Source organism: Vreelandella janggokensis (assembly GCF_031451615.1).
Taxonomy (GTDB): Bacteria; Pseudomonadota; Gammaproteobacteria; order Pseudomonadales; family Halomonadaceae; genus Vreelandella; species Vreelandella janggokensis.
Window position 1 is genome coordinate 226,397 of record NZ_JARWAJ010000003.1, and the last position, 20,103, is coordinate 246,499.

Genomic DNA, 20,103 nt, shown 5'->3' on the forward strand with positions numbered 1-20,103 from the left:
GCATCAGATTAGTCGTGGCGGTTATTATCCCCCGGCATCTTGGTGTCGTCCTTTTCGTGCCACGGATGCTGACGCCCCAGGGTGTCGGCGGCGTAGGCCTCGCGCTGTCCCAGCGGGCGTTCCTGACCAATGGTCGTGTCCTGGCGGGTCTGACGCTCCAGCTCGCAGTTGATTTCGGCACCCAGCAATACCACAAACGCCGAGAGTAAAAACCACAGCATCAGTACCACTACAGCCCCCAGGGAGCCGTATAGCTCGCTGAAGTTGGAAAAGTAGCGCACGTAAAGCGACAGTCCGCCCGACCCCAACAGCCAAAGCAGCGTTGCCACCATGGTGCCGACACTCAGCCACTCCCATTTTGCGGCACGCCGGTAGGGCGCAAAGCGATAAAGCAGCGCGATGACAGCACTCATCATCACCAGCAAGGCTGGCCAGCGCATAAAATCAATAATCCGGTCCAGAGGGGTAACAACCGCCAATGCATCGACCAGCATCGGCACCAGGCCTATGAATCCCAGCGTCAGAAGCGTCATGCCAATCATGCCGAGCGTCATGGTGGTAACCAGCAAAGCCAAACGCCAAACGCTGCGTTGCTCCTGTTCGCCATACACCACGTTCAGCCCCACGATCAGGCCACTGACCCCCTTGGAGGCGATATACATGGCAATCAACAGGCTCACCAGCGCCGCCATTTCATTACTCGACCCAACGCTATCCACCACCTCCTGAGCCTGGTTGTCGATCAGTTGTGCCGCCTCGGGGGGCATCAAACGGATGAGGTTGTAGAGTTGCTGGCTTGCTTCATTCGGATCGGAAAACAGCCCCCATAGAGAGATAACCGCCGCAATGGTCGGAAACAACGCAAGCAGCGCGTAGAAGGCAACACCCGCTGCCAGCAGCATGATGCGGTCACGACGTGCCGAGCGCAAAACACGCCAGACGATGTCGTGCCAGCCTGGCTTGGGAATTTCGTTGGGGAGTTCGGCTTGGCGGCCACGCGAGGGTCGAAACATGCGCCTACTCCTGAAATAACGCTTACCAGCACAGCGTCAATGTTTTAATTAGCTGCTCAGGCGCTGTAAAAGCCAGCGCCCAATATCGCTTACCTGCTGAGGGCAAAGCGAGTGGGCCATGGAGTACTGCCGGTAATTGACGGCATAGCCCAGACTCGTTAAGCGGTCAGCGCCGCTTTTGCCCAAGCTTTCCGGCACGATGGGGTCAAAGCTGCCATGCTGAACCTCAATGGGAATCTGTCGATTGGCTTCGGCCAGATCAATGCTGTCGGCGGTGGCGAAGTAGGTCGACATTGCCAAGAGTCCGCCAAGCGGCTCGGGAAACGAAAGCGCGGCATGATAAGCAACGGCGCCGCCCTGGGAAAATCCCGCCACAATAATCCGCTGGCTATCGATACCCTGATCAATCTGCTCATGAATCAGCGTTTGAATACGCTTGGCCGAAACCTTTAGCTGCGCTTCATCGACCCGGCGGCCCAGGTCCATCGCCAGGATATCGTACCAGGCAGGCATCACCATCCCGCCGTTGATGGTCACCGGCAAACGCGGGGCGTGAGGCATGATAAAACGTACATTGGCGCTGGCCGGCAAACCCAGCGCGGGAACTAAAGGTTCAAAATCATGCCCGTCGGCACCTAAACCATGCAATATGAACACACACGCATCGGCGGGTTTACCGCTTTTCGGCTCGATAATGAGTTCGCCAGGCGCTGTCATGATGATTCATCCCTTGCTTAAAAAAACCTCACCCTAGCGCAAAGCAACGTCTAGGGCGAGTAATGTGGCGATTTTTCATACACATACAAAAAACCCCGCATAAGCGGGGTTTTTCAGCACATCAGCTATCGGCTGATGGCACACATCATCGTTCTGAATTACAGAACTTTGATGTTGGAAGCCTGAAGGCCTTTTTTACCCTGGGTGACGTCGAAGGAAACCTTCTGACCGTCTTGCAGAGTTTTGAAGCCGTCAGCCTGAATTTCGGAGAAATGCGCGAACAGGTCGTCGCCGTTGTCGTCCGGAGAAATGAAGCCGAAGCCTTTAGTGTCGTTAAACCACTTAACGGTACCAGTTGCCATGATCGAAATCCTCGATAAAGCGTATTTAAAGCCGGGTAATACCCGAGTTGCAGTGGGTAGAACAAGAAACTTTCACCAGACTCAACGCTTGCGGCGCTTCGATACTGCTGACAACGTTCGACTTGCTAACCTACTGCTCAGAAGAATGCGCCTTGTTTCAGCACACGTCAATACTATCGCGTAAAAAAGTGTCAGTACGATGACCGCGCCGAAAGTATCCACCCTGCGGCTTTTTCAGCGATCATCAGCGTCGGTGAATTGGTGTTGCCGCTGGTGATCGTCGGCATCACGCTGGCATCCGCCACCCGAAGGCCAGTGACACCCCGAACCCGCAGTCGGCTATCGACCACGGCCATGGGATCGTCGTCTCGCCCCATCCGCGCGGTGCCCACCGGATGAAAAATCGTCGTGCCAATATCACCTGCCAGGCGCGCCAGCTCGTCGTCGCTCTGGTACTCAAGGCCCGGTTTTACTTCCTCAGGCTGATACTTCGCAAAGGCCGGCTGCTCGGCAATTCTACGCGTGACCCGCAAGGAATCAGCCGCCACCTGGCGATCCTCCGGCGTACTCAGGTAATTCGGCGCTATCGCCGGTGCCTGGCGCGGGTCGCGGCTTTTAATCCTGACCGTCCCGCGGCTGCTGGGATTCAGGTTACACACGCTCGCCGTAATCGCGGCATAGGGGTGCAGCGGCTGACCAAACGCTTCCAGGCTTAACGGCTGAACGTGATACTGGATATTGGCGTCGTCATACTCCTCAGAGCTGCGCGTAAATATGCACAGCTGTGACGGCGCCATGCTCATGGGACCAGTACGTTTAAGGGCATATTCCAAGCCAATTTTAGCCTTGCCTATCAGTGAATTGGCTATCGTGTTGAGCGTTTTACCCCCCTGAACCTTATACACCGAGCGGATTTGCAGGTGATCCTGCAGGTTTTCGCCCACACCGGGCAAGGCGCTCACTGCCTCGATATCGTGCTCGGCCAGCAGGTCAGCGGGACCAATGCCGGAAAGCTGCAACAACTGAGGCGAACCAATCGACCCGGCAGACAGGATCACTTCCCGGTTGGCGCCCACACGCAGCGTTTCACCGTTGCGCACCACCTCGGCACCCACACAGCGGGGTGTTGTGCCATCGTTAGCAAATAGGAGTTGGTTGACATGGGTTGAGTGCCAGATGGTCAGGTTATGACGCTGTCGCACCGGCTTCAAAAACGCTTTTGATGTATTCCAACGCCAACCGGCACGCTGATTGACCTCAAAGTAGTCCACCCCTTCGTTGTCGCCGCGATTAAAGTCGCGTGTCCGGGGAATACCTGACTGTGCCGCTGCTTCAGCAAAATCATCCAGCACTTGCCAGCTTAACCGCTGCTTTTCCACCCGCCATTCACCGCCGTGGCCATGGAAGTCGCGGTGCTCGGGATCAGCATCGCCACCTTCGTCCAGACGATGATGGTGTTCGTGCTTGATAAAATCAGGCAGGCAGTTTTCCCAGAGCCAGGCATCGTCGCCGGTCACCTCGGCCCAGTGGTTATAATCCCGCGCCTGGCCTCGGATATACAGCATGCCGTTGATGCTCGAACAGCCGCCCAGGGTCTTGCCCCGCGGGTAAATCAACGAGCGACCGTTGAGCCCTTTATCCGGCTCGGTGCGGAACATCCAGTCAGTGCGCGGGTTATTGATGCAATACAGATAGCCCACCGGAATATGAATCCAGTGATAATTATCGCGCCCACCCGCCTCGATCAGCAGTACCCGATGATCGGGGTTAGCGCTCAATCGATTGGCCAGCAGGCACCCCGCGGTGCCTGCCCCCACGACAATAAAGTCAAAGGTATTGTTTGTTGTATCGGTCATGAGTTGGCTCCCGCAACGCGTCGGCGTTTACTTGGCGGTGGGCATGACAAAGTCTGCGCCACCATCAATCGAGTCGGACCAGCGCTGCATGATCGACTTCTGCTTGGTGTAGAAACGCACGCCTTCTTCACCGTAGGCATGGGTGTCGCCAAACAGCGAACGCTTCCAGCCGCCGAAGCCATGCCAGGCCATGGGCACTGGGATGGGCACGTTGATACCCACCATGCCCACTTGAATGCGACGACCAAACTCCCGTGCCACGCTGCCGCTTTCAGTGAAACAGCTGACGCCGTTGCCAAACTCATGGTCGTTGATCAATTGAATCGCCGTGGCCGCATCGGGAACCCGCACGCAGACCAGTACCGGGCCAAAAATCTCTTCTTTGTAGATCGTCATGTCCGGGGTGACGTGGTCAAACAGCGTACCGCCCATCCAGAAACCATCTGCGCAGCCGTCGCCGGTCTGTGAAGCGTCAAACTCGCGCCCGTCAACCAGCAGTTCGGCCCCCTCGGCTACGCCTTTGTCGATGTAACCGGTAATGCGCTGGTGCGCTTCGCGGGTCACAATCGGGCCCATTTCAGCGTCCAGTTGCATACCGTTTTTCACTTTGAGGGACTTGGCGCGCTCCGCAAGCGCTGGCACGATCTTATCGGCCACATCACCCACCAACACGGCCACACTGATTGCCATGCAGCGCTCGCCCGCTGAGCCATAGGCGGCGCCGACCAGAGCATCAACGGCCTTATCCAGATGTGCATCGGGCATCACCACCATATGGTTTTTCGCCCCGCCGAGCGCCTGGACGCGTTTCCCGTGGCGGGCACCGCGCTCGTAAATGAGGTTGGCGATGGGCGTGGAGCCGACAAACGACAGTGCCTTGACGTCAGGGTGATCCAGCAGCCGCTCAACCGCGTCTTTACCGCCCTGCAGCACGTTGAACACACCATCGGGCAAACCGGCTTGCTTGAGCAGGTCGGCAATCATCAATGAGGCGCTGGGGTCCAGCGGGCTCGGCTTGAGGATAAACGTATTACCCGTCGCAATGGCCACAGGAAACATCCACATGGGCACCATGACGGGGAAGTTGAACGGCGTAATCCCCGCCACTACACCTAGCGGCTGGCGTACCGTCCAGTTATCGATGCCGGTGCTCACCTGCTCGGTATAGTCGCCCTTCATCAACTGGGGAATACCGCAGGCGAACTCCACAATATCGATACCCCGCGCCACTTCACCCTGGGCATCGGTAAACACCTTGCCGTGCTCTTTGGTGATCGCCTCGGCCAAGGCATCTTTATTGGCGTTGAGCAACTCCAGAAACCTGAACATCACCCGCGCGCGGCGAATGGCCGGCGTATCGGCCCAGGCAGGAAACGCAGCCTGGGCGGCGTCCACGGCGGCATTCACATCGTGCTCACCGGCTAACGACACGCGCCCGCTAACCTGGCCCGTCGCGGGATTAAACACGTCCTGGGCATCGCCAGTGCCCTGGCTTACCTGGCCATTAATAAAATGCTGGATAGCGGTGGTCGTTGTGGTGGTCATGGAAGCAACCTTTATAAGTATCGTGATAGTTAAAATAGCGGTAACACCAGATTAACCGCCTAACGGGGGCAATCAATTGAGTAATTTTTAACCACGATATAAGCTTGATTAATAACAATGCGCATCAAGAAGGTCGCCCATGCAGGAATACGCCACACTACGGGCGTTCGTGGCGGTTGCCCGCGCTGGCAGCGTGTCACGCGCCGCCGAGCAACTGCACCTCACCCAGCCCGCCGTAAGCCTAAAGTTGAAGCAGCTTCAGGCCAGCCTGGGGCTCGCTCTCTTCAACCGACGTCCTCAAGGCCTGAGCCTGACCGCCGACGGCCTTGCTCTCCTGCCGGCCGCCGAAAAGGCATTGGCCAGCGCCAGCGCTTTTGAACAAACCGCCAGCGCCCTGCACAGCACGCTGCGCGGCAAACTGACCATCGGCACCATCGTCGACCCCGAGTTTATTCGTCTGGGAGCTTTTTTAAGCCGCCTGATGCTCAGGGCGCCACAGCTGGAAACCGAGCTGCACCACGGCATGAGTGGCCGCGTACTGACGCGCATTGAAAAGGGTGAGCTGGACGTGGGCTTTTACCTGGCGCCCCCGGGTGAAGGTACCGGCCACTCGGCGCTGGCCTGGCGAGAGCTGACCCAGTTTGACTATCACGTGATTGCCCCTGCCGGCTGGGAGGCGCGGCTGGCAGACACCCGCTGGACGTCTCTGGCCCGTCTACCGTGGATCGTCACGCCCCCCGACTCCGTCCACCACCGGCTCCTTCACCATCGCCTGGCCGACGGCGGCATCACGCCAAACCGTGTCGCCCAGGTCGACCAGGAAGCCTGCATGCTCGATCTAGTGCGCGCCGGCGTGGGCCTTAGCCTGGCACGGGATGCCCTGGCCATGGCGGAACGTCAGGAGAGCGGCCTGGCCGTGGCGGAGCATGTTCGCCTGCCCTGTTCACTGGGCCTGATTTGGCGACACGATCGTTCCGTCGAGCCACCCATCGCCGCCGCGCTAAAAACCCTGGACGACGTATGGCCCCCACGCCACGGCCGGGTTTAACGAGGGGATAGCGTTCGCTTATAAGGAAAGTGAACTACCCGGCGACTTAACAACTCAGAACTGACGACAGCATGGTTCACCTACCGGGAGTCAACCTCATGATGCAACACCTACCGCTTCGCCCGTTAGCTCTGGGTATCGCTACGGCCGCCATTGGCATCACCAGTACATCGCTGCAGGCTGAAACGCCCGCGGAAGCGGTATTTGCCGGGGGTTGCTTTTGGTGCATGGAACCCCCTTACGACCGCCAGCCCGGCGTGACGGCGACCATTTCCGGCTATGCCGGCGGCGAGCTGGAAAACCCCACTTACGATGACGTCAGCAGTGGCAACACCGACCACATTGAAGTGGTCAAGGTCGAATACGACGCGGACCAGATCAGCTACGAGCAGTTGCTGGAAATTTACTGGCGCAACATCGACCCCTTCGCGGTCGGCCGCCAGTTCTGCGATGTCGGCGACCAGTACCGTTCGGCGATCTTTTATCAGAATGACGAACAGCGCGAACTGGCCGAAGCTTCCAAGGAAGAGATGGAAGAACGCTTCGAAGAGAGCGTAACCACGGAGATACTGCCGGGGGACGCTTTTTGGGCGGCCGAGGAATACCACCAGAACTACTACGAGAAGAACCCGGTCCGCTACAAGTTCTACCGCTTCAGCTGCGGACGCGACGACCGCCTGGAAGAAGTCTGGGGCGACGAGGCCGGCGGGCCCACCTTTGACTGACCGAGACGTTTATCTCCCCATAGTGAGAGGCTATTAGGCAACACCCTCTATCTTCTACTATATTACCAAGACATTCATAATAGACCAGTCGGTCAACGACTAGCGACGCGCCAGGACGCGGTTCTAAGAGCAGCGTTGATTCCACCATGTTGATCTATAGATAGGAGATCTTATGAGCAACAGCATCACCACCGTCAATCCCACCACTGGCGAAACACTCCAGACCTATGCGCTGATGGATGAAAGCCAGGCGATGCAGATCGTGGAGGCCAGCCATCAGGCATTTCTCGACTGGCGGCTCAAGCCTCTCGAACACCGTGCCAAGGTGGTCAAGGCCATTGGCGAGGCGCTCAAGGCGCACAAAGAAGAACTTGCCGACTTCATGGTCAAGGAAATGGGCAAGCTGCCCTCGCAGGCCTATCAGGAAGTCGACCTGTGTGTGGGCATCTGCGATTACACTGCCGAGCGCGGCCCGGAATCCCTTGCCGATGAAACGCGCAACCCGAGCAACGGTGAACGCGGCATCGTGACCTATTCGCCGATGGGCGTCATCTACGGCATTCAGCCGTGGAACTTCCCCGCTTATCAAGTCGTGCGTTATTCCATCGCCAACATCATGGCGGGTAACGCAGTGCTGCTGAAGCATGCCGAATGCGTCACCGGTAGCGGCCTGCTGCTGGAAAAAATCTACCGCGAGGCGGGCCTGCCGGAAAACGTTTTCCGTACGCTGGTGATTTCCCACGACGTCTCCGACCAGGTCATCGCCCATAAGGCGGTGCGCGGCGTCACGCTGACCGGCAGCGACGGTGCAGGCCGCAAGGTCGCCGCCAAGGCCGCCGAGCACCTGAAAAAGACCGTGCTCGAACTGGGCTCCAACGACGCCTATCTGGTACTCGACGACGCCGACCTGGACGTCGCCGTGGACACCTGTGTGATGGGTCGTGTCTACAACACCGGGCAAACCTGCGTGGCCGCCAAACGCTTTGTGGTGACCGAGGCCAACTACGAGGCCTTCAAGGAGCGTTTCGTCGAGCGGATGAACGCCCTGCAGGTGGGCGAACCCACGCAAGACGGCACCGATGTCGGCCCCATGGCGCGCGTCGATTTACGCGACGACCTCCATGAGCAGGTGGAAGAAAGCGTACGCCAGGGCGCGACGATCCTATGCGGCGGCCAGAAGCCCGACGGCCAAGGCGCCTTCTATCCGGTCACCGTGCTGGATAACGTCACCCCCGGCCAGCCCGCCTACGATGACGAGCTGTTTGGCCCGGTGGCGGCCTTGATTCGCGCCAAGGATGACGACGATGCCATGCGCATTGCCAATGACAGCCGTTATGGCCTCGGCGGTGGGATCATTTCCAAGGATGTGAAGCGTGCCACCGAGCTTGCCAGCCAGAACTTCGATACCGGCATGGTATTTATCAACGGCTTTGGCGTGGCCACCCCGGAAATGCCGTTTGGCGGCGTAAAAGACTCCGGTTACGGCCGAGAGCATGGCGGCTTCGGTATGCACGAATTCGTCAACGCCAAGTCGGTCATCGTCGTCAAGGAATAGGCTTCGATAAGTACAACTTGATGCAATGACGAAAAGCGCCGCAGGTTTAGCCTGCGGCGCTTTTTAGTTAAGGCGCATTGTCAGGTACTTTTTAGCGTTCGGCGTTGCCAGAACTTCAACAGTAGCGCCAGCACGACCCAGGTCACAAGGGCTGCAATCACGTCGTCCAGCACAATACCCAAGCCGCCATGAACATATTCGGCCAGGTGAATCGGCGGCGGCTTCAAGCCATCGAAAAAACGGTAGACCGCAAACGCCAGCAGCATGACCAGCGGCTGGCGCGCGGCCGTTAACCCGATGACGGCCAATGGAAAGGCGACATATTCATCGGCAACGATACTGCCGTGATCCAGACCCGCGTAATGCCAGGCAGCGACGTGACATACCGGCACTGCCACTACCAATAGCACCGCGATCACCGCTACCTGATAGCCAACGGGCCGGCCCAGCAACCACCACGCCAACGGTATGCCAATCAGCGAACCGAAGGTACCCGGGGCCACCGGCGCCAACCCCAGACCAAAACCGGTGGCGACCCAGAAATTGAGCGTATCAAGCATCAGCCGGCCTGTTGGGCTTGTTGTTCAAGCTCGCGGGCCATGTCAGGCGATAACTCAAGGGCGCTTGCCAACTGATCGAGCCAGGCGCGCTCCATGGGGTTTTGCTCGTCGGTCACGGCCACGCTGATCAGGTACATTTCCCGCGCTGCCTGGGGTGAATCCGCTTCACGGGCCAGTGCCTGGGCGTCCAGCGGTGCCTTTAGCTGCCGCTCGACCCAGTTATGCATTTCCTGATCGGCGCCCAGTTCATCAATCTGCTCGGTGATCAGCGCCTGCTCCTGCTCGTCGATATGACCATCAGCCCGGGCGGCCATGATCATCGCTTGCAGCAACTCCAGGCTGCGGCGCTCCTGATACTCGCCGTCCAGCACCTCGACGCGCTCCCCTTCGGCGCTGCCCTGCGACTCGCCGGACGCGTTTTTGCCGGCCTGGGAGCTTTGCCAGGCCTTCCAGGCCAGTACCCCGACACCCGCAATGGCACCGTACTTGAGGGCCTTGCCGCCCAGCTTACGGCCGCGCTTGGAGCCGACCAGCATGCCCATGGCGCCCCCACCCAGCAGGCTTTTCATATCGAACCCGCTCGATGAACCGCCGCTTGACTTGCCGCCCTGGTCACTCCCGCCGAGCTGTTTAGAGAGGCCACTCAGCATGCCTTTGACATCGACGCCACCACTGCTGCCGCCCTTCTGGCTACCGCCTGCCTGTTGCATCAGTTGCTGTAAAATCTTGCTTGCGTTCATCCTTGTACTCCTAAGTAGAGAGTCTTTTCAGGACTCGCTGACGACCAACCCACGTTATAGAACATGCTGCATGAACGCAGCATGAACCATGCCTGCAAAACCTAATGCCCCCTGGCATTAACGCAGTGCACCCTTTATGTCCACCGAGCTTCCTTGACGACTCGACCGCACGTCAACACGGACCGGGATTTGCTCCTTGAGTTCGCTGACGTGGGAAATAATCCCGATCATGCGACCGCCCATTTGCAGTTCACTAAGCATGGCAATCGCCTGGTCCAGCGCATCCTGGTCGAGGCTGCCAAAGCCTTCATCGATAAATAGCGTATCCAGCTGAATGCCGCCAGCGTAGGCCTGCACCACATCGGAAAGCCCCAGTGCCAGAGAGAGCGCGGCCATAAAGGATTCACCGCCCGATAACGTCGCCACCGGACGGTTCTTGCCGGTGTAGGTATCGGCCACGTCAAGCTCCAGCCCCGAGGCGCGATTGCCTTTGGATGGGTCTTCCCGGCGCACCAACTGATAGCGACCGCGGCTCATGTGCACCAGGCGTTCGGAGGCTTGAATCAGCACGTCGTCCAGCAGGACGCCGAGCACAAACCGCTGCAGGCTGATGCGGTGCCCCGTGCGGCCGTTGGCGACCTCGCTCAATGTACCCCATACCCGATACTGGGCTTCAAGGGATGCCTGGGCGGCATGGGCGGCGTCAAGCTTTTCTCGCGTGGCATCCAAGTGCTCAATCCGAGTGGCCAGCTGCTGATAGTTTTTTTCAAAGACCTGCTCCTGGGCCTTTGCCTCAGCGACCTGTTCTGCCAGGGCGATTAGATCCGGCAATGCCTGCCCCTCAAGGCGAGTGTGAATTGCCTCCAACTGCCCTTCCAGCTTGGCCTGTTCGCGCTGAAAGTGGGCCACCGCCTCATTGAGCCGTCGCGCCTCGTCATCGGTTAACCGCGCCTGGTTGAACGCTTCTTCGTCGTCGAAGACACTCTCAGCCAGGGCGTTTTGCCACGCCTGCTGCGCCTCATCAAGGGCACTACTGGCGCGGGCTTGGCGCTTTTTAGCGTCGTCCAGCGTTGTCTCGGCGCGAGCCAGCGCCGTCTGGGCCTGCTGGGCTTTTTCCTGAGCGGTTTGCCAGGCGGTTTCGGCGGCTTGCATATCGGCCTTGAGCTTGGCCTGCGCGGCTTCCAGCGCCTCCAGCGAGGACTGCTCACCCAGTTCGTCGCGTAGTCGCTGACAATGCGAGGCCTTGTCGGCGAGTTGCTGGCTTAGCTGCGCATGGTGCTGCTCGGCTTTCGAGAGCGCCTGACGGGCTTTATCGAACGCTGTACGGGCCTGTTTGACCTCGGCCTGGGTCACCGGCGCCTGTTCGGCGCTCGCCGGGGCCGGGTGGTCGAGACTGCCACAGACCGGGCAAGGCATTCGGGTTTCCAGGCGCGCCGCCAGAAGCGCCGCCTGCCCCTGATGCCAGCGCATTTCCTGCGCGGTGGCATGCTGCTCTGCGGCTTCAACGCCTGGCCGCAGTCGCGTGACCTCGGCCGCCGCGCTTTCAACCTCCTGGGCAAGCTGCTCACGCTGGCTCTCAAGCGCAGCCAGTTCCTGGCATTGCTCAACGGCACGGTGCAAGCGAAACGCCTGCTCGCGCATCGCAGGTAGCTGCTCAAACGGCGGCTTGGCATCCGCCAGCGCTCGCTGGGCATCGGCCTGCGCGACTCGCTGGTCGGCCACAGTGCGTTCTGCCTGGGCGAGCTCATCACGGGTCGACCGGGTCGTTTGCTGGGCGGCTTGCAGGCGCTGGTAAACCGTTGCCAACGCCTGTGTCTGGGCATGAGCGGCCAGCCTTGCCTGGGCGTCGTCGATGTCGTCTTTCTGATCTAGCAGTTCTTTCCTGGCCGCCTTGAGCCTGGCCTGTTGATCAAACTGGGCCTGTAACTCCCTGCCCTGGCGCTCGGCGTTTTCAGCGGCCTCACGGCGCGCCCTGACCTCGGCAAGGTCGTGCTGGGCGGCCTGGCGCCGGGGCTCCAGAGAACGGCGTTCCTCGTCGAGCGCGGCATCGTTTTCCACATCGCTGGCCTGCAGGATACCCTGCACCCGCTGGCGGTGGTTATTGACGTCGCGCTCGATCTGGTTGGCCTGGGTCCGCAGATGCTCTTCGATGCGTTGAAAAATCTGTGTTTGAAACAGCTGAGAAAAGATTTTTTCGCGGTCTTTCGAGTCCGCCAGCAACATCTCGCGAAACTTGCCCTGGGGCAACACCATCACCTGGCGGAACTGGCTGGCGTCGAGCCCTATCAGGCCCTGGACCTGAGTCGTGGCGTCGTTGACGCTTTTGGCGACCAGGCAGTCGCCCTGCTCGCCTTCAGCCGTCAGTTGCCAAAGCTGGGCTTCCGCGTTTTGCGTGGTGGTTCCTTCGCCACGCGCCTTGGGGCGCTCCTGCTGGGGTACGCGGCGTATCCGGTAGGCGTTGCCGCGCAGGCGAAAGTCCAGCGTCACTTCGGTAAGCGCATCCGCCGCGGCCTGGTCGCAGCGCATCTGGCTGGCGTCACGTTCGGCACCGGTAGTCTGGCCATAAAGCGCAAAGCACAGGGCGTCCAGAATCGAGCTTTTGCCCGCACCAGTGGGGCCGTTGATCAGAAACAGCGGGCTTTGCCCCAGCGCGGTGAAGTCGAGGTTTTCACGACCGGCGAAGGGGCCAAAGGCCTGCATGGTCAAGCTTAGCGGCGTCATCGGTTCTCCTCGTCACGGTTGAGCTGGCTGATCAGCTCGTTCATGGCCTCGGCCTGCTCGTCGGTCATCGCCTCGCCGCTGGTCTGGGCGAAGAAATCACTGAACATGTCCAGCGCGCTGAACCGCAGCCGCTCGCGATCCAGCTGTTGGCGGCCGCGGGATTCCAGCATGCCCGGCTTTTCCAGGTGCATGACGTTGGGGTAGACCTCCCGCAGCTTGCCCATGGGGTCGAGGATGGCATGGCGGTCGGTCAGGCGAACCAGTAGGTAGTCGTCTGCATGAGGGTCGCCAAGCCCCTGGGCAATAAGCGAATCCAGCTCGCCTTCCAGGACGCGCACGTCCAGGCGCGGCGTCAAAGGGCGGTGCTCGATGTGGCAGACACCCTGTTCGTCGATATCCACCAGGGTAACGCCCTTGCGCTGGCTTGCTTCGGAAAAGCTGTACTTGAGCAGGGAGCCACTGTAGCGGATGTGCTCTCCGCCACGGTATTGGGGGCCGTGCAAATGCCCCAACGCCACGTAGTCGAACGATTGCATGGGCTCCCAGGCGACGCTCTCGGCACCGCCGAGCGTCAACGGACGCTCGGAGTCGGATGCGCTGCCACCATCCACAAAGCAGTGGCTCATCAGCACCGTCGGGCGTGTTGGGTGGCGCTGGGCGTTGATACGCTCGACCAGGTAGCGATGGGCGCCGTCGAAGTCGCGCACGTCTACCTCTAACTGGCTGCGCACATATTCCGGGTCGGCGTAGGGAATGCCGAAGATGTCCACCTCCACGCCTTTGGCAGACAGCGTTACCGGCCGCTCGATGTCCGTCAGATCAGACAGAATGTGCAGCCCCGCCTGGCGTAAATGGCTTGCGCCAAAGCCCAGCCGCTGGGCGCTGTCGTGGTTGCCGGAAATCATCACCACCGGCAGGTTGCGTTCGCTGCACAGTGCCTTCAGAACGTCGTCCAGCAGGGCGACCGCCAAAGCAGGCGGCACCGAGCGGTCGTAGATATCCCCGGCGATCAACACCGCATCGACGGCCTCCCGGTCGATGATATCGACCAGTTGATCGAGTACGTAACGCTGGTCATCCAGCAGCGAAAGGTTGTGAAACAGCCGACCCAGGTGCCAGTCGGCGGTGTGCAGTAGGCGCATGGCAAACTCAGCAACAAGAAGAATGACGGCATCATACTAGCAAAACGCCCCGCTGTTGGCGGGGCGTTAAAGGACAAGCTCAACCGTCAGTGAATCAGCGGCGGAAAGCGTCGGGGTAGCTGGTCAAATCAACGCCCCACATCATCGGCAGCAGGATATAGACCGCCGCGACGATCAACACCAGCGCCAGGATATTGAGCCCGAAGCCGTTGCGCACCATCTCGGCGATCTTGATTTTGCCCGTGGCGAAAATGATCGCGTTGGGCGGCGTACCCACCGGCAGCATGAAGGCGCAGTTGGCGGCCATGGCCGCGGGCACCATCAGCACGAAGGGATGCACGTTTAGCGCCAGCGCCAACGACGCCAGCACCGGCAAAATCATCGTCGCCGTGGCGGTATTCGAGGTGATCTCGGTCAGGAACAGTACCATGGCGCTGGCCATCAGAATCACCAGCAGGAAGTTGACGCCTTCCAGCACGCTCATCTGCTCGCCGATCCACTCGGCCAGTCCCGAGGCGCTGAAGCCCGCCGCAATCGCCAGACCGCCACCGAACAGCAGCAGAATGCCCCAGGGCACATCCTTGGCCACCTCCCAGTCCAGCAAGCAGCCGCCGCGACGTTTGGAGGGAATCAAAAACAGCGCAATGGCCGCCACCATGGCAATCATGGTGTCGTTGATGCCGGGAATATTGAGCAACTGTCCTTCCCATAAAAACGAGCGCGTGATCCACATAAAGGCGGCGAACAGGAACACGGCCAGCACGGCTTTTTCTTCAAAGCGCGTGGCGCCCAGGGCCTGCTTCTCCTTGTCGATCACCGCCTTGCCCCCAGGCAAATCGGCAAACCTGACGCGATAAACTACCTTGGTCAGCAACAGCCAGGCCGCAAAGAGCAGAATCACCACCACGGGAAAGGCGAAGAACATCCATTCGGCAAAGGAAATCTGAACCCCAAACAGCTCCGATACGGTGGCTGCCAGGATGATATTGGGCGGCGTGCCAATCAAGGTGCCCAGGCCACCAATGGTGCCGCCGTAGCCGATACCAAATATCAGTGCCTTGCTGAATTTATCGATATCGTCGCTGTGGTCGCCATCTGTTTTGCTCAGCTCCTGGGTAACCTGGTACACAATCGCCGTGCCAATCGGCAGCATCATCATCACCGAGGCGGTGTTGGACACCCACATCGACAAAAAGCCGGTGGCCGCCATGAAGCCAAGCACGATGCGATTGATACTGGTTCCCAGCAGGCCAATGATCACCAGCGCAATACGCTTGTGCAGCCCCCATTTCTCCATGGCCAGGGCGATCATGAAGCCGCCCAGGAACAGGAAGATAATCGGGTTGCCGTAGGCCGCTGTCACCCGACTGCTTTCAAGCGCCCCGGTGATCGGCAGCAAGACAATGGGCAGCAGCGACGTGGCCGGAATCGGGATCGCCTCGGTAATCCACCACACCGCGACCCATAGCGTCGTGGCCAGCACCATCCGGCCTTCAAAACTCAGGTCGGCAGGATGAAAGAACAACACCACAAAGGCGAACAGCAGCGGGCCAAGCAGCAGCCCTACTTTTTGCGGCTTTGTATACGCCGGTGGACGCGGCTCGGGGCCCGCGCCATTATTGCCAGACGCACTACCGCTTCCCGAACCGCCCGTGGTAGGTAGCGCGCACAGTAACAGGGTTTTTGCCTGCTGGTGGGAAGCCCAAAGCTGGTTCCACACCGTCATCATTCCATTGCTTAGCATACGACGTACTTCGCTCACCGAAAGTGTGTAAGGTTATGAAGAATACACACGACCCACCCATAGCGACCGGAACCGTCAGGGCACGCGCCTTCTTCGGCCCCCGTTTTCCATGCCCCTGCGCCTGGCGTCCAGTGATTTATTCATCATTGATACTAAAGTATAACGACTTTAGTTTAATTCATAAGCATGGCCTCATAGGTCGGGTCGCCGCTCGGCCGGTATGTTAGCTTGCTGGTTTCATCGTCATTCACCCCAAGGAGCGCCGTATGCTAGACCGCTGGACCATGCCCCTGACCCATCGCCCACTTGAACGGCTCGCCCATCGGCTTACCGGGCGTGCCACGCCCGACCAGGTGACCTTTATCGCTTTCCTGATCGGCATCACTGCTCTGCCCTTGTTGGCATGGGAGCATTACGCGCTTGCCTTGGTGGCGGTATTGCTGAATCGCCTGGGAGATGGGCTGGATGGCGCCTTGGCTCGGGTGAGCGGCCAGACGAGCGAGGCAGGGGGGTTTCTGGATATCGGTCTGGATTTCGTTTTTTATTCAGCCGTCGTGTTGGGCTTTGCGTTGGCCAACCCGGCAGAGAATGCCCTGGCTGCCGCTTTCCTGCTGTTTACCTTTATCGGCACCGGCACGTCGTTTCTAGCGTTTGCGATTGCCGCCAAACAGCGCGGCGTCGAGCGGCCCGACTTTCCGACAAAAGCGTTTTACTACCTGGAAGGGCTCACCGAGGGCACCGAAACCTTTGTTGCGTTGGTGGTGTTTTGCCTGTTTCCTCAGCATTTCCCGCTACTCGCCAGTATTTTCGCGGTGGCCTGCCTGATCACCACCACCACACGGCTATGGGGCGGTTACCTCACCCTTAGGCGTGATGTTTAGACACAAAAAAACCCCCTCTCGGGGGCCTTCATGCATCTCACCGACGTCCTGTCGTTTGTATCCCTCCTGGATACCTTTCCATGGCATGTGCTGTATGACGTCCTGTCATTTGATTTCCTATCGGGCTTGGTGGCTTATCCGTAAGCCTGCCTTCCTGGCGTGCCAGACGATTCCTTGTCCTACACACCGGTAACCTTAGATGCTAACCGCCAACATTGCAAAGATTTGCATAAATTTTTTTACTGGGACGCGAACCATGGGTGACACTACCAGGCTCATAACTCCAGCCCCCTTCATTGAAATATAAACCCATGTTATTTAAATAAATGCGGTAGAAAATTGAAGGCAATTGCTGTTCGGGAAGGTGAATCTGCAATAACCTTTCGTTTGCATATCCCAGGTTATCGCACGATGAGAAGCATTATAATAGGCTCCGCCTCGTACAATATAGGTACAACATAATAAACATCGGCAGAGCCCGATATTGACGACCCCGCATTCACAAGGAGACGTGCTATGCAACGCGAACAGCGTATTGAGATTTCACAGGCCGGACTGCAACTCGCCATTCAGGAAATCAAGGACGACATGTTTGACACCCCCGCCTGCGATTACACCGTGGCCAAGCTGCTTAGCCACTGCGGCCGCTTTAACGAAGCCGAACAGTTAATCGACACCATGCTGTTGCGCTGGGGCTCATCCCCGGACGTGGTTGCGCTGGTTGAAAAGGGCTACGCAAATATCGATGCCATGAGCGTGCCCATTGCGACGCCCTCAAAAAGCGCCGCCTTAGCCTAGCGGGCTATCTTCCCTCGCCCACTGACGACGGAGCATCGCCTAGCAAGCAGTTTGACAGCCGCCTGTTCTTTATATAGAACGTTCTATAAAAGGAACATTTATAAAGCCAAGAGGCGGCGCTCCCATGGATTCACTTTCACTCAAGACCCTTGGCCACCATTTACAAAGACTCCGCCTTGAACGTGGCTGGTCGCTTTCGCAGCTAGCCAGCGAGGCAGGTATCGCCAAATCCAACCTGTGCCGCCTCGAACAAGGCAACGGCAACCCCACCCTGGACACGATCTGGCGCCTGGCCGTGCAGTTGAATGTGCCCTTCGGCACCTTGGTCGCGCCTATTTCCGTGCCGCTCGGCGAAGACGGCGTTCAGGTACGCCTGATCGATCAGGGCAAGGATTGCCCCCAGGTGGATGCCTACTGGATGCGCTGCGCACCCCATACATTGCGGCATGCTGAAGCCCATACAGCGGGCACGCGAGAATCCCTCACGCTGATCAGCGGCTGGCTGGAAGCCGGGCCTGAGGGTGACACGACAACACTGACCCCCGGGTGCCATGTCACCTTTTGCGCTGATCAACCCCACCTCTACCGCACCCAATCAGCGGCGGCCACCCTGCTAATGACGATTACCTATGGCAAAGAAGGCGAAACACCATGAGCCAGATTGCCCAACATTCGCCCGCCCGAAGCGCGTTGCAGGGCGTTCGTGAAGCCATTCCGCTACTGGGCGGCTACATACCGGTGTCCCTTTCGTTTGGCTTGATTGCCACCCAGGCAGGCTTCAGCACCTGGGAAGCGGTCGTGATCTCGACGCTTATTTACGCTGGTGCTTCGCAGTTCCTGTTCGTGGGCATGGTGGCCGCGGGGTCTCCACTATGGCTTGTCGTGGCAATGACAATGCTGATTAACGTACGCCATGTGGTGTACGGCCCTAACCTGGCGGCGTTATTACCGCGCAGCCGCCACTGGCCCTGGCTGATGCACGGCCTGACCGATCAGGTGTTTGCGCTTGCCCTGACGCGCTTACCCCAGCTGCCTGACGCCAAACGGTTTAGCTGGTTTGTCGGCGCCTCGCTGCTGGCCTGGGGCACCTGGATCATCGGCACTGCCGTGGGCGCCACCGCCGGGGAAGCGTTTACCGCCCGCTGGCCGCTATTGGGCGAGATTATGCCCTTCGCGCTCCCCGCGCTGTTTCTTACCATGGTGGCGCCTCGCTTTACCGATAAACGCTGGGCAATGGCCATGGGGCTCACCATTCTGGCTGCGCTGGGTTTGACGCTGATCGGCTGGAGCAACGTGGCGATTCCGCTGGCGGCTGCCTGCGGCGCGCTATGCTTCTATACGGTCAAATTCGAAAAAAGGAGGCGTGACTCATGAGCACCGCGCTTTGGCTCGCCGTTGTAGTGTCGGCCTTGGGGACCCTGCTGATGCGGGTGGTGCCATTCATGTGGATGCAGCGCCGCCTGGATAGCGACACCGGTATGAATGCCATGCCCCAGTGGCTTGGCATTCTCGGTCCGCTGATGATTGCCGCCGTGCTAGGCGTTTCGATTGTGCCAGTGAGCCCTAGTCTCATTTCCTGGATAGCGACCGTCATCGGGCTTGGCGTCACGCTGTTAGTGTGGTGGCGATTACGCTCGCTGGGTTGGCCTGTTGCCGCTGGCGTCAGCGTGTTTGGCCTGGTGGAAATCGTGGCGGCGTTAGTGGGGTAAACCCTCGTCAAACCGCCGCCTACCACGCCGGGATCAATCGCTTTATCGCGTCACCAGTACGATGCCAATCAGGATAACGCCGCCGCCCATCAGAAAATTGATGCTTAGCGGCTCGTTGAGTAACAGGGTACCAAAAAGTACGCCGAACAGCGGGCCCAGAAAAGAGAACACGCCCAACTGAGACGCGCGATAGCGACGCAGCAGCGTGAACCACAGCATCAGCGCGGCAAATGAAATAATCAGCGCCTGAAAACCCAGACTGGCGACCGCCATGGATGTAAACTGCGCACTCATCAGTTGACCTGATAGCGCCGCCACCGGCAACAACAGCAGCGCCGTCACACTCAATTGATAGCTCAGAGTGAGCTCCACAGGCGCCTCGGAAAGCGAGGTCTTGCGGATCACTACCGTCGTCGCTGCCCAAGATAGCCCTGCCAGCAAACCCAGCCCATCGCCGATCAGAATATCGATGCTATAGGCACCGCTCGGCGCCATGGCAATCACCATGCCCAGAAACGCCAGGCCAACGCCCCACCACTGGCGAAGAGAGAGCTGCTCACCCGGCACCCAGAGATGTAGTCCAAGTGCTGCGAAGATGGGCGCTGTATAAAGAAAGACCGACATATGCGATGCCAGTGTGTAGGTCAGTCCCCAGGCAACAAAAGCGAACTCGGCCGCAAACCCAAGGCCAACCAGTAACCCTGGGCCCCAATGGCGGCCCATATCCGCCCAACAAATGCCGCGCCAATAGGCAAGCAACCCCACCAGACAACCTGCGATAGCGGAGCGCAGGGCGATCTGCACCATGGGTGAGATATCCTCAGCCACGCCTTTAATTGCCACCTGTTGAAACCCCAACACCAGACAAAAAAGCAGCATTAGCGATGCGGCTGTCGCATCCACAGACTTGCGCTTCGACCCCCCAAGCATGCCGCCAGCATCGGCATTTGAGACTATCCTTTGATTATTCATCGTGAGCTCCTCTAA

The 20,103-nt window shown here is 59.2% G+C and carries 19 protein-coding genes; 8 read left to right on the forward strand and 11 right to left on the reverse strand.

The window, feature by feature from the left end:
* Nucleotides 1-8: 8 nt before the first annotated feature.
* The 5 genes from QC816_RS10655 to QC816_RS10675 all read right to left on the reverse strand — a co-directional run bounded on the left by QC816_RS10655 (nt 9) and on the right by QC816_RS10675 (nt 5,493).
* Nucleotides 9-1,013 carry a YihY/virulence factor BrkB family protein gene (locus QC816_RS10655; RefSeq protein WP_085920218.1) on the reverse strand — a complete coding sequence of 335 codons (1,005 nt, stop codon included), beginning with the start codon at nt 1,011-1,013 and terminating at the stop codon, nt 9-11.
* A 48-nt stretch (nt 1,014-1,061) separates the two neighbouring features.
* Nucleotides 1,062-1,730, reverse strand: coding sequence for an alpha/beta hydrolase (locus QC816_RS10660; RefSeq protein WP_085920217.1), 669 nt, complete (start codon nt 1,728-1,730; stop codon nt 1,062-1,064).
* A gap of 158 nt (nt 1,731-1,888) precedes the next feature.
* Nucleotides 1,889-2,092, reverse strand: a complete 204-nt coding sequence (locus QC816_RS10665; protein WP_009101184.1) for a cold-shock protein — start codon at nt 2,090-2,092, stop codon at nt 1,889-1,891.
* Nucleotides 2,093-2,283: 191 nt separating this feature from the next.
* Entirely contained in the window at nt 2,284-3,948 is a 1,665-nt protein-coding gene (locus QC816_RS10670) for a GMC family oxidoreductase (RefSeq protein ID WP_309782083.1), read from the reverse strand.
* 27 nt (nt 3,949-3,975) lie between these two features.
* Nucleotides 3,976-5,493 carry a CoA-acylating methylmalonate-semialdehyde dehydrogenase gene (locus tag QC816_RS10675; RefSeq protein WP_264824419.1) on the reverse strand — a complete coding sequence of 506 codons (1,518 nt, stop codon included), beginning with the start codon at nt 5,491-5,493 and terminating at the stop codon, nt 3,976-3,978.
* Nucleotides 5,494-5,632: 139 nt separating this feature from the next.
* Here QC816_RS10675 and QC816_RS10680 point away from each other — a divergent pair, with 139 nt between their 5' ends.
* The 3 genes from QC816_RS10680 (at nt 5,633) to QC816_RS10690 (ending at nt 8,821) form a co-directional block, all read left to right on the forward strand.
* Complete coding sequence (locus QC816_RS10680) at nt 5,633-6,541, forward strand: LysR family transcriptional regulator (RefSeq protein ID WP_085920214.1); 909 nt, start codon at nt 5,633-5,635, stop codon at nt 6,539-6,541.
* 98 nt (nt 6,542-6,639) lie between these two features.
* Entirely contained in the window at nt 6,640-7,266 is a 627-nt protein-coding gene (gene msrA, locus QC816_RS10685) for a peptide-methionine (S)-S-oxide reductase MsrA (RefSeq protein ID WP_422823740.1), read from the forward strand.
* Nucleotides 7,267-7,438: 172 nt separating this feature from the next.
* On the forward strand, nt 7,439-8,821 hold the full coding sequence (locus tag QC816_RS10690) for an NAD-dependent succinate-semialdehyde dehydrogenase (protein WP_309782087.1): 1,383 nt from the start codon (nt 7,439-7,441) through the stop codon (nt 8,819-8,821).
* An 80-nt stretch (nt 8,822-8,901) separates the two neighbouring features.
* On the opposite strand, the gene QC816_RS10695 is transcribed toward QC816_RS10690, so the two are convergent.
* The 5 genes from QC816_RS10695 to QC816_RS10715 all read right to left on the reverse strand — a co-directional run bounded on the left by QC816_RS10695 (nt 8,902) and on the right by QC816_RS10715 (nt 15,710).
* A complete protein-coding gene (locus QC816_RS10695) occupies nt 8,902-9,381 on the reverse strand; it encodes a phosphatidylglycerophosphatase A family protein (protein WP_085920212.1) in 480 nt (159 codons plus the stop codon).
* Entirely contained in the window at nt 9,381-10,121 is a 741-nt protein-coding gene (locus QC816_RS10700) for a tellurite resistance TerB family protein (RefSeq protein WP_085920211.1), read from the reverse strand. The genes QC816_RS10695 and QC816_RS10700 overlap by 1 nt, the downstream gene beginning before the upstream one ends.
* Before the next feature lie 117 nt (nt 10,122-10,238).
* The gene (locus tag QC816_RS10705; RefSeq protein WP_309782091.1) at nt 10,239-12,842 is read right to left on the reverse strand and encodes an AAA family ATPase; all 2,604 of its coding nucleotides are present in this window, start codon (nt 12,840-12,842) and stop codon (nt 10,239-10,241) included.
* The gene (locus QC816_RS10710) at nt 12,839-13,984 is read right to left on the reverse strand and encodes an exonuclease SbcCD subunit D (RefSeq protein WP_309782093.1); all 1,146 of its coding nucleotides are present in this window, start codon (nt 13,982-13,984) and stop codon (nt 12,839-12,841) included. The genes QC816_RS10705 and QC816_RS10710 overlap by 4 nt, the downstream gene beginning before the upstream one ends.
* Before the next feature lie 94 nt (nt 13,985-14,078).
* Entirely contained in the window at nt 14,079-15,710 is a 1,632-nt protein-coding gene (locus tag QC816_RS10715; protein WP_085920208.1) for an SLC13 family permease, read from the reverse strand.
* Between the two features lie 284 nt (nt 15,711-15,994).
* On the opposite strand from QC816_RS10715, the gene QC816_RS10720 reads away from it, so the two are divergent.
* The 5 genes from QC816_RS10720 (at nt 15,995) to QC816_RS10740 (ending at nt 19,116) form a co-directional block, all read left to right on the forward strand.
* Complete coding sequence (locus QC816_RS10720) at nt 15,995-16,609, forward strand: CDP-alcohol phosphatidyltransferase family protein (RefSeq protein WP_085920207.1); 615 nt, start codon at nt 15,995-15,997, stop codon at nt 16,607-16,609.
* A 516-nt stretch (nt 16,610-17,125) separates the two neighbouring features.
* The gene (locus tag QC816_RS10725) at nt 17,126-17,407 is read left to right on the forward strand and encodes a hypothetical protein (RefSeq protein WP_085920206.1); all 282 of its coding nucleotides are present in this window, start codon (nt 17,126-17,128) and stop codon (nt 17,405-17,407) included.
* 124 nt (nt 17,408-17,531) lie between these two features.
* Nucleotides 17,532-18,062 (forward strand): helix-turn-helix domain-containing protein, encoded by a 531-nt coding sequence (locus QC816_RS10730; protein ID WP_199284785.1) that lies wholly within the window; start codon nt 17,532-17,534, stop codon nt 18,060-18,062.
* Nucleotides 18,059-18,781, forward strand: coding sequence for an AzlC family ABC transporter permease (locus QC816_RS10735; RefSeq protein ID WP_085920204.1), 723 nt, complete (start codon nt 18,059-18,061; stop codon nt 18,779-18,781). The genes QC816_RS10730 and QC816_RS10735 overlap by 4 nt, the downstream gene beginning before the upstream one ends.
* Nucleotides 18,778-19,116, forward strand: a complete 339-nt coding sequence (locus tag QC816_RS10740) for an AzlD domain-containing protein (RefSeq protein ID WP_199284784.1) — start codon at nt 18,778-18,780, stop codon at nt 19,114-19,116. The genes QC816_RS10735 and QC816_RS10740 overlap by 4 nt, the downstream gene beginning before the upstream one ends.
* A gap of 42 nt (nt 19,117-19,158) precedes the next feature.
* On the opposite strand, the gene QC816_RS10745 is transcribed toward QC816_RS10740, so the two are convergent.
* Complete coding sequence (locus tag QC816_RS10745) at nt 19,159-20,088, reverse strand: DMT family transporter (RefSeq protein ID WP_309782100.1); 930 nt, start codon at nt 20,086-20,088, stop codon at nt 19,159-19,161.
* Between the last annotated feature and the right edge of the window lie 15 nt (nt 20,089-20,103).

Bases quoted from the DNA above. Each gene is read 5' to 3' on its own strand.
- QC816_RS10725 (WP_085920206.1), top strand. From the start codon at position 17,126: ATGCAACGCGAACAGCGTATTGAGATTTCACAGGCCGGACTGCAACTC.
- QC816_RS10675 (WP_264824419.1), bottom strand. From the start codon at position 5,493: ATGACCACCACAACGACCACCGCTATCCAGCATTTTATTAATGGCCAG.
- QC816_RS10670 (WP_309782083.1), bottom strand. From the start codon at position 3,948: ATGACCGATACAACAAACAATACCTTTGACTTTATTGTCGTGGGGGCA.
- QC816_RS10680 (WP_085920214.1), top strand. From the start codon at position 5,633: ATGCAGGAATACGCCACACTACGGGCGTTCGTGGCGGTTGCCCGCGCT.
- QC816_RS10700 (WP_085920211.1), bottom strand. From the start codon at position 10,121: ATGAACGCAAGCAAGATTTTACAGCAACTGATGCAACAGGCAGGCGGT.
- QC816_RS10705 (WP_309782091.1), bottom strand. From the start codon at position 12,842: ATGACGCCGCTAAGCTTGACCATGCAGGCCTTTGGCCCCTTCGCCGGT.
- QC816_RS10710 (WP_309782093.1), bottom strand. From the start codon at position 13,984: ATGCGCCTACTGCACACCGCCGACTGGCACCTGGGTCGGCTGTTTCAC.
- QC816_RS10715 (WP_085920208.1), bottom strand. From the start codon at position 15,710: ATGACGGTGTGGAACCAGCTTTGGGCTTCCCACCAGCAGGCAAAAACC.
- QC816_RS10655 (WP_085920218.1), bottom strand. From the start codon at position 1,013: ATGTTTCGACCCTCGCGTGGCCGCCAAGCCGAACTCCCCAACGAAATT.
- QC816_RS10665 (WP_009101184.1), bottom strand. From the start codon at position 2,092: ATGGCAACTGGTACCGTTAAGTGGTTTAACGACACTAAAGGCTTCGGC.
- QC816_RS10730 (WP_199284785.1), top strand. From the start codon at position 17,532: ATGGATTCACTTTCACTCAAGACCCTTGGCCACCATTTACAAAGACTC.
- QC816_RS10735 (WP_085920204.1), top strand. From the start codon at position 18,059: ATGAGCCAGATTGCCCAACATTCGCCCGCCCGAAGCGCGTTGCAGGGC.
- QC816_RS10720 (WP_085920207.1), top strand. From the start codon at position 15,995: ATGCTAGACCGCTGGACCATGCCCCTGACCCATCGCCCACTTGAACGG.
- QC816_RS10740 (WP_199284784.1), top strand. From the start codon at position 18,778: ATGAGCACCGCGCTTTGGCTCGCCGTTGTAGTGTCGGCCTTGGGGACC.
- QC816_RS10690 (WP_309782087.1), top strand. From the start codon at position 7,439: ATGAGCAACAGCATCACCACCGTCAATCCCACCACTGGCGAAACACTC.
- QC816_RS10745 (WP_309782100.1), bottom strand. From the start codon at position 20,088: ATGAATAATCAAAGGATAGTCTCAAATGCCGATGCTGGCGGCATGCTT.
- QC816_RS10695 (WP_085920212.1), bottom strand. From the start codon at position 9,381: ATGCTTGATACGCTCAATTTCTGGGTCGCCACCGGTTTTGGTCTGGGG.
- msrA (WP_422823740.1), top strand. From the start codon at position 6,640: ATGATGCAACACCTACCGCTTCGCCCGTTAGCTCTGGGTATCGCTACG.
- QC816_RS10660 (WP_085920217.1), bottom strand. From the start codon at position 1,730: ATGACAGCGCCTGGCGAACTCATTATCGAGCCGAAAAGCGGTAAACCC.